Annotated in this window: 8 protein-coding genes; 4 read left to right on the top strand and 4 right to left on the bottom strand. The window is 46.1% G+C overall.

All coding sequences use genetic code 11. The features are described 5' to 3' along the window. Positions 1-399: 399 nt before the first annotated feature. Positions 400-960 (top strand): CCXG family PEP-CTERM protein, encoded by a 561-nt coding sequence (locus ABL924_RS17350; RefSeq protein ID WP_349028354.1) that lies wholly within the window; start codon positions 400-402, stop codon positions 958-960. Between the two features lie 62 nt (positions 961-1,022). Beyond that, positions 1,023-1,187: a hypothetical protein gene (locus ABL924_RS17345; RefSeq protein WP_349028353.1), complete on the top strand. Its 165-nt coding sequence runs from the start codon at positions 1,023-1,025 to the stop codon at positions 1,185-1,187. A 246-nt stretch (positions 1,188-1,433) separates the two neighbouring features. On the opposite strand, the gene ABL924_RS17340 is transcribed toward ABL924_RS17345, so the two are convergent. From ABL924_RS17340 to ABL924_RS17330, 3 genes are all read right to left on the bottom strand, one after another. Next, a complete protein-coding gene (locus ABL924_RS17340) occupies positions 1,434-2,615 on the bottom strand; it encodes a D-alanyl-D-alanine carboxypeptidase (RefSeq protein WP_349028352.1) in 1,182 nt (393 codons plus the stop codon). 751 nt (positions 2,616-3,366) lie between these two features. Next, positions 3,367-4,191 (bottom strand): lysozyme inhibitor LprI family protein, encoded by an 825-nt coding sequence (locus ABL924_RS17335; RefSeq protein ID WP_349028351.1) that lies wholly within the window; start codon positions 4,189-4,191, stop codon positions 3,367-3,369. 462 nt (positions 4,192-4,653) lie between these two features. Further along, complete coding sequence (locus ABL924_RS17330) at positions 4,654-4,812, bottom strand: hypothetical protein (protein ID WP_349028350.1); 159 nt, start codon at positions 4,810-4,812, stop codon at positions 4,654-4,656. A 27-nt stretch (positions 4,813-4,839) separates the two neighbouring features. Here ABL924_RS17330 and ABL924_RS17325 point away from each other — a divergent pair, with 27 nt between their 5' ends. Beyond that, positions 4,840-5,217, top strand: coding sequence for a hypothetical protein (locus ABL924_RS17325; RefSeq protein WP_349028349.1), 378 nt, complete (start codon positions 4,840-4,842; stop codon positions 5,215-5,217). Positions 5,218-5,583: 366 nt separating this feature from the next. After that, positions 5,584-5,829, top strand: coding sequence for a hypothetical protein (locus ABL924_RS17320; RefSeq protein ID WP_349028348.1), 246 nt, complete (start codon positions 5,584-5,586; stop codon positions 5,827-5,829). Positions 5,830-6,099: 270 nt separating this feature from the next. Here the strand turns inward: ABL924_RS17320 and ABL924_RS17315 are convergent. Next, positions 6,100-6,322 (bottom strand): HU family DNA-binding protein (locus ABL924_RS17315; protein WP_349028347.1); only part of this gene is annotated, 223 nt, incomplete at its 5' end.

The following is a 6,322-nucleotide window of genomic DNA, read 5'->3' as shown; positions in this document are numbered from 1 at the left end:
CATTATATCCCTTGCCCGTTTCTATTTATAGGACTCGATACCAGCGATAGTTACCACGCCACATAGCTGTCATTTTCAGAAGGCGACTGCACCAGTTCGGCTTAGCCAATATTTACTGTTTTGAGCATTAGCACCGCCGGCACAGACAAAATTTGTCATATTCTGACAGTCTCAACAACTAGGCTAAGTTAAATATAGGAAGTTAAGGTTAATTTTAGATTATTAAGGCATACCATGCCTTGCTAATTCAAAAATATATTGCCTATTCAAAAACAATAACTTAAGAATATTTGCTTTCAATAATTCAGTGTGATGATAACGCTACAAAATAATTGGCACATAAGCTGCGTTACGAAGATTAACTACAGTTTTTAACTTTTTTATTCAAGTAAACATACAATGAAACAACAACTGCAAACGATTGCTTTTTGTGCCGCCATGTTGGGCTTTGGTGCCGCCCAAGCGGCAACTATCAATTACAGTAACAGTAATGGCGTCAACCAAAACATTACCAAATTTGACCAATTTTATTCTGGAAACTATACGGATTCGGCCTTGACCATCAATTTTTCAAGCGGCAGCAAAATTGGTTTCCAATTTGGTCTGGATGCAGGCAAAGGGGCTACGGTCTTATTGGACGGCAACACCGTTTACAGCAGTTCAAGTAATATTTGGTGGGGTTATGATTGGAACCATCCGCAAGTCATTACCGAAATGTTCAATGGTTTGTCCGTCGGTGCGCATACCCTCACGTTGTTGTGGGGAGAAGATTGCTGCAACGGTTATAACAGTGGCCGTTTCACCGTGAATGGCGGTGAGACATGGGCAACCCTGGATACCGCAAATCTGGACTCCCTTGCGCCAGTACCCGTACCGGCTGCAGTCTGGTTGTTCGGTTCCGGCTTGGTTGGCTTGATGGGTATGCGCCGCAAACAGGTGGGAACTGAAGTCCAAGCTTAAGCTACCTAGATTATTAAGGCCGTAAGTCGTAATCCACGCATTTACCGCGCATGGTGCAACTCATGACCCCATATGTTGACTTACCCATGGATTTGGCCGATGCATCGTTAGAGCTGTTGGCTGGAGAACTGGGCCACGGGGGTCGTTTCCACCGACAAACGCGATTTTCATACCTACCGCTGGAAAACCACCAGCCTTTTACAAATCTGCTGGAGGGGGTGGCTTGACCTGGAAATCCCCTATGAGGGTATATTCGTTTGTGGATAAGCACCCAAACGTTCCCAGTTTTTCGGTAAGTTGTACGAAGAGGTAGGGCCAAAATATTTGTTTGCAGACGCTTGAAATGCGTAAATATTGCGTAATATATCCGCCCAAATTGGGTCGGTTTGGTCTAATTGGTACGTGCTAAAAAATGAAATTGATGAACGCCCGGCATAGGGAACCCGGTTTTGGATCGTCAATATATTTGGTGATTACTGCCCAGAGAGCTCCCTGGCAATTCGGTTCCTCAAGTTATACGGGACATTTTCATTCATAACGACGGCAAAAGGCTGCCACTCGCCACGCTTGACCAAATAGCCTGCCAACGCACTAACTCCGTTCAGAGTTCCTGATTTCGCGTAAATATCGGTTTCGACCTCCGGCAATAACTGTTTCCAATCACGGAACGCCAGTAATAGTTCTGTTAACTGTTGCGGTGACAATCGATTATTGTGGGATAACCCCGCACCATCCTCCAATGTGAAGCCCTTCCAGCCAAAGCGACGGGACAGCGTTTCTTCCATATATCTCTTTACATCGGCAGCATTGGCGGGACGCTTGAAGCTGTCCGTGCTTAGCATCAATATCAATTGATTGGCGACAAAATTAGTGGAATATTTAAGCATTGAGCGCAACATTTCCCCCAATGGTTTGCTATTAACGTGCTCATAAAACACCGGTTTTTTAGGTGTCTGCCCAAACACAATTTCGGAATCGACTGCAACACCGTGCTTCTGTAAAAAAGAGGCCAGTAATTCAGCGAAATATTGTTCTGAGTTATGGGGGTTCGGTCCGGTATTGACCCGCATCACACCATTCCTATTTGAACGGGCCAAACTTTGCGCATAAGGTGTCAACGGTGTGGTGGGTTCAGCCGACACCACTTGTCCGCCGATTGCCCTAGTAGCTACCGTATTGAAATTTGCGGCCACGGCGGTGGGCACCGCATCGTACGGATTGTCTGATGTTCCGGTTCCGGGGAGCACTAAATCTGGTTGAAATAGGGAGCTATCAATACCGATGGCTTTGACATGCTTTAAGCCCCTTTGTTTAAGGTTCTTGGCAATAATATCCAGTTCTTCAGATACTAGATAAGGGTCGCCGCTGCCCTTTACCCAAAGGGTTTGTCTTGAGTCGTCCAGATAAAATTGGGTGCGAAATCGATGGTTTTCACCCCAATGGGTTAATGCCAACCACGCTGTAGCCAACTTGGTCGTTGATGCTGGCTTTAATGGCATATCAGCTTTATCCGCCAAAACCGTCCGGCCATTTCCATCCAAGACAACAAGTCCTGCGTTATTTAGCCTAGAAAATAATGATAGTGCATCTCCTGCATGACCGGTTAGGGGGATCAAAACCCATAAAAAGAATATGCTGGCAAGAATAGGTTTCATGTTTGCGCTGGGTTGGGACATTTATTTAAGTAAATGCAGTAAAACGATTGCGTATACAACAAGCATTTGATTGGTAGAGAATTCTTGAAGGGGGTGGTAATTGACAATTTGGCTTAAGCTTCTTGGTCATGTTGCCTACCTCCTGAATAAACGAGACTGCAATCCGATTTAATTGCCGTAATTAATTAACATGCTGTCCTATCAAGAAAACTGTATTTTTCAGCTATCTCCAAACCCAACTCATGGGTTTTTATGGTCAAAGGCTGGGTTAAACTGAGAGCCCTTACTCAGCTAGGTGTCATATATTATCCCTATTGGTTAACCCCCAGAACCTATTTTTCAACACCCCGTTGGGGAAAGTTTGATATTTGTAAGGCTTTGCATTGTTATTTTTAAAACTATAACAAATTAGGGAAACAGATTATTTTCTTTTTGTTAGAAAGTTGTAAAAAATAATCGCCGTTTCGCATAAGCTGCCATTGGTTCGTATGAACCAAAGCCGTGAAAATCGGCCAAAACCGGGCGTAGGCTGTTTCAAAAAGCTGACATTCACAGGTCAATGTTTCAACCATTTTTGACAACCGTAACGAATTGCTTACCTTACTGATTGACGATATCCAGAATGGTTGTAATGCTGTTATTAACCACACGGAACAAATTAACAATAAACATTAGGCCAAAACCGCTATGCATGTTTAAGCTAAGCCTATAAGCAAGACTGAGCTAAAGTATATTTACTCAATCTCTGCGTTTATCTGAGGGCAACCAAAGCACCTTTCTTGACACGGAAAATATACGTCACCTTCTGAGGAGAACAGCAAGGAAGAGCATTCCCATCAAGAAATAACCCACTCAGAACAATTTTGCCCGAATCGACCTTAAACTTCCCAAAGCTAATGGTTACACCTAAATCAACCGGTGGGGTGGCCAATGGCCTTCCCGCTTTAGCCAGGATGCCAGTGAGGGAATAAGTGGCTGCATTGACACCCGTATTGTTGGAAATAATGACGGCGGCATCGTCTACCTTGTCGCCGTTCAAGTCACCAAAGGCAATCATCGAGATGGCGACCGTCGTATCCGGCAACTTACGACGATGTGTTGTATCAACGTGGGCTTTTCGGACGTAAGAGCCATGGTTAAGCTGGTATTTTAATAAGGCATGTTTTTTACTGAACACCCTGACGGATATGTTATCGACTAATTCTTTAGTGATTGGTTTTACCGTTTTACTATCAGGTAAGGGTTTAACAAACGCTTTCCCCCCGGCTTTTGGCTGAGAACTACCGCTTAATTCTTCAAGCCTTTGTAGGTAGGTCTCACTTAGACATTTAACGTCTGCACAAGCGTTGCGTTCTTTAAGCCAGCGACGTTGCTGAACTGTGATTTTGTTGTTAAGTTTTTTGCCCTTCTTGTACAGGCTCACCATTTGGTCATCGGCGGCAGAAAGATCGGCGTTTGAACAAATCAGGCGTTCAACTTGGGTGGATACTTTCGAGCAATTAAAGCTTGCGGGGCTGGCAGATAGGGGGATAAAGAAAGATATTGCGATGATTTTACCAATAAGTTTAATTTTCAAGCATGCTTCCCTAGCAATCCATATTAAGCGCCATAAGTCTGGATAATGGTATTACCATCTGTAATTTATCGCCAAAAGTATAGCCGACATTCGCAGACAAAGAAGCATTGTAAAATTTGGCCGATGTCGGTCCTTGGAACCATCGTCAGAGTAGGCGGTGGAATGGCCGATCCTTCTGTTAAATCGGCCTGGCGCCAAAAAATCTAGTGGGGCGTTTTTTCGGGGGTATTCGCGCTTAGCTTTTGCTTGCCATCCAAACATTATGTGCAACAGGCGGGTTTCACAATTGCCCCACTTGCTGACTTCTATACGAATCTTTGAGACTGCCTATCTTGCAGGACAACCACGTTAAGTAAGGCCAATTTAATCTTGTTGTGCTAGCATCATTATGGTGGGACGTAACAATGGAACAGCAATTCTCTGAATTTTTAAATTGGGAAACAATCGACGTAACAACCCTGGTCATTTAACATCAAGGCCATGGTAAACGGCACAAGCCAGGTTAAATAAGTCGTGCAAAAATAACGTCACGTCGCCCAGGGGTCGTTGCAGGCCGTCGCGCCCCATTTGGGCAACACTTTGTATGGCTTTTTTAAAGTGGGGTGTGTGATGAGGCGACACGATTATATAGACAATATCAAGGAGGATATGACGGACTTAGTAGGCGACCCTTTTGCTCGACACCCCGTTAGTCCCCGAAGATTTCGCAAAGATCCTGAGGGATGGCGGAAGATTTCTCTTCAAGTTGCGCTAGCAATTTTTATAGGGTTGCTGCTGTTGGCAGGAGGAGCCCTTTTTATAGGGTTGTTGCTATCGGCAGGAATGGAAGGGAACCAATTGGGCAGCCGCCAACCGGCCGTAAAAAAATACCTGGTCCACTATACCGTGACCAGCGACGAATATTACGAAATCGACGCCACGGACGAAACCGAAGCGGAAAATAAAGCGTACTGTGAAGGCAGGCTTGTGAGGGAAAGCAACGCCACCAACGTCGTAGGTGGAGAAACCACAGTTGTCAAGGATTGACCAATCGTTTCCGGTCTTGCCGCGTACCCTGATTAACCCGCGTGGCCGCAAACGCCGGCCAGCAATGCCGTGGAGCGGGAGCATGGCACTCCGGGAATGCCCGCAGCGGACCAACTTAACCTGGACTGCAGCCACCCATTTGACGATCATGCAGGCCGTCGAATAGTCCATTCCATTGTTGTACGGGCCACAAAGAAGCCTAATCCGACCGTAGGGCGTGCCCATTAATTACCGCCATCAACAAACCTACCCAAGCCCTTATACGTGTTGAATACGCCTTCCTGTCTGGAAGTTCTGTTAAAACGGCCTGGTGCCAAAAAAATCTAATGGGGCTTTTTTTTGGGGGCATTCGCGCTTAGCTTTTGTTTGCCATCCAAACATAATGTGCAACAGGCGGGTTTCGCAATTGCCCAACTGGTCGGCGAAGAATTGCCCCACTTGATGGCTCACGGAACTGTTGCGGAAGACGGCACAAAAAATAGCGTCCTTGACCTTTCCAAAGAAGCGTTGGACTTGCGAGGCCCCCTGAAACCTTGCCGGTACAGGGACAAATTGTGTCACTTTGTGTTTGCCCTGGGCACTTGTGCACTATCTGGGACGAACACATCCTGAACATAACGTCAGCAATCCTAAGCATCGACGGATGGCGAACGCAAAAGGGTCTGGGCGGCATGATAAATGCCTAACTCTTGTGTTAGACGCAAATGCCGTCTGACCCCCACCAAATAAGTAACCAAAAAAACAGAAATGAACGATAAACGCGAACCAAATAACCGGTTCCAGGAATTTGTCCTGGATTATGCCGTCCCATGCCTTACGGTCGGCATTATTGTATTCATCTTGTGGTTTGTAGTTAGCCTTTAGCCTGTGGCGCTATGGGTGTCAGCCATTAATGGCATCCTTTAAACTCTTGCCGGGTTTAAAGGAGGGGGACTTCGAAGCGGCTATGCTCATTTCTTGGCCAGTTTGGGGGTTGCGCCCCATCCTGGCCGGCCTGTCCTTCACGGAGAACGTGCCGAACCCGACCAGGGTAATTGAATCGCCAGTGGCCAACGCGGTTTCTATAGTTTTGGTCAAGGCATCCAGTGCGAGCCCTGCACTCGCT

This window comes from Methyloglobulus sp. (genome assembly GCF_040079455.1).
Classification (GTDB): Bacteria; Pseudomonadota; Gammaproteobacteria; order Methylococcales; family Methylomonadaceae; genus Methyloglobulus.
This window is presented reverse-complemented; position numbering and strand designations above follow the sequence as displayed.

What these genes read in the sequence shown, in the direction of transcription:
- ABL924_RS17350 (WP_349028354.1), top strand. Translation starts at nt 400, where the DNA reads ATGAAACAACAACTGCAAACGATTGCTTTTTGTGCCGCCATGTTGGGC.
- ABL924_RS17345 (WP_349028353.1), top strand. Translation starts at nt 1,023, where the DNA reads ATGACCCCATATGTTGACTTACCCATGGATTTGGCCGATGCATCGTTA.
- ABL924_RS17340 (WP_349028352.1), bottom strand. Translation starts at nt 2,615, where the DNA reads ATGAAACCTATTCTTGCCAGCATATTCTTTTTATGGGTTTTGATCCCC.
- ABL924_RS17325 (WP_349028349.1), top strand. Translation starts at nt 4,840, where the DNA reads ATGACGGACTTAGTAGGCGACCCTTTTGCTCGACACCCCGTTAGTCCC.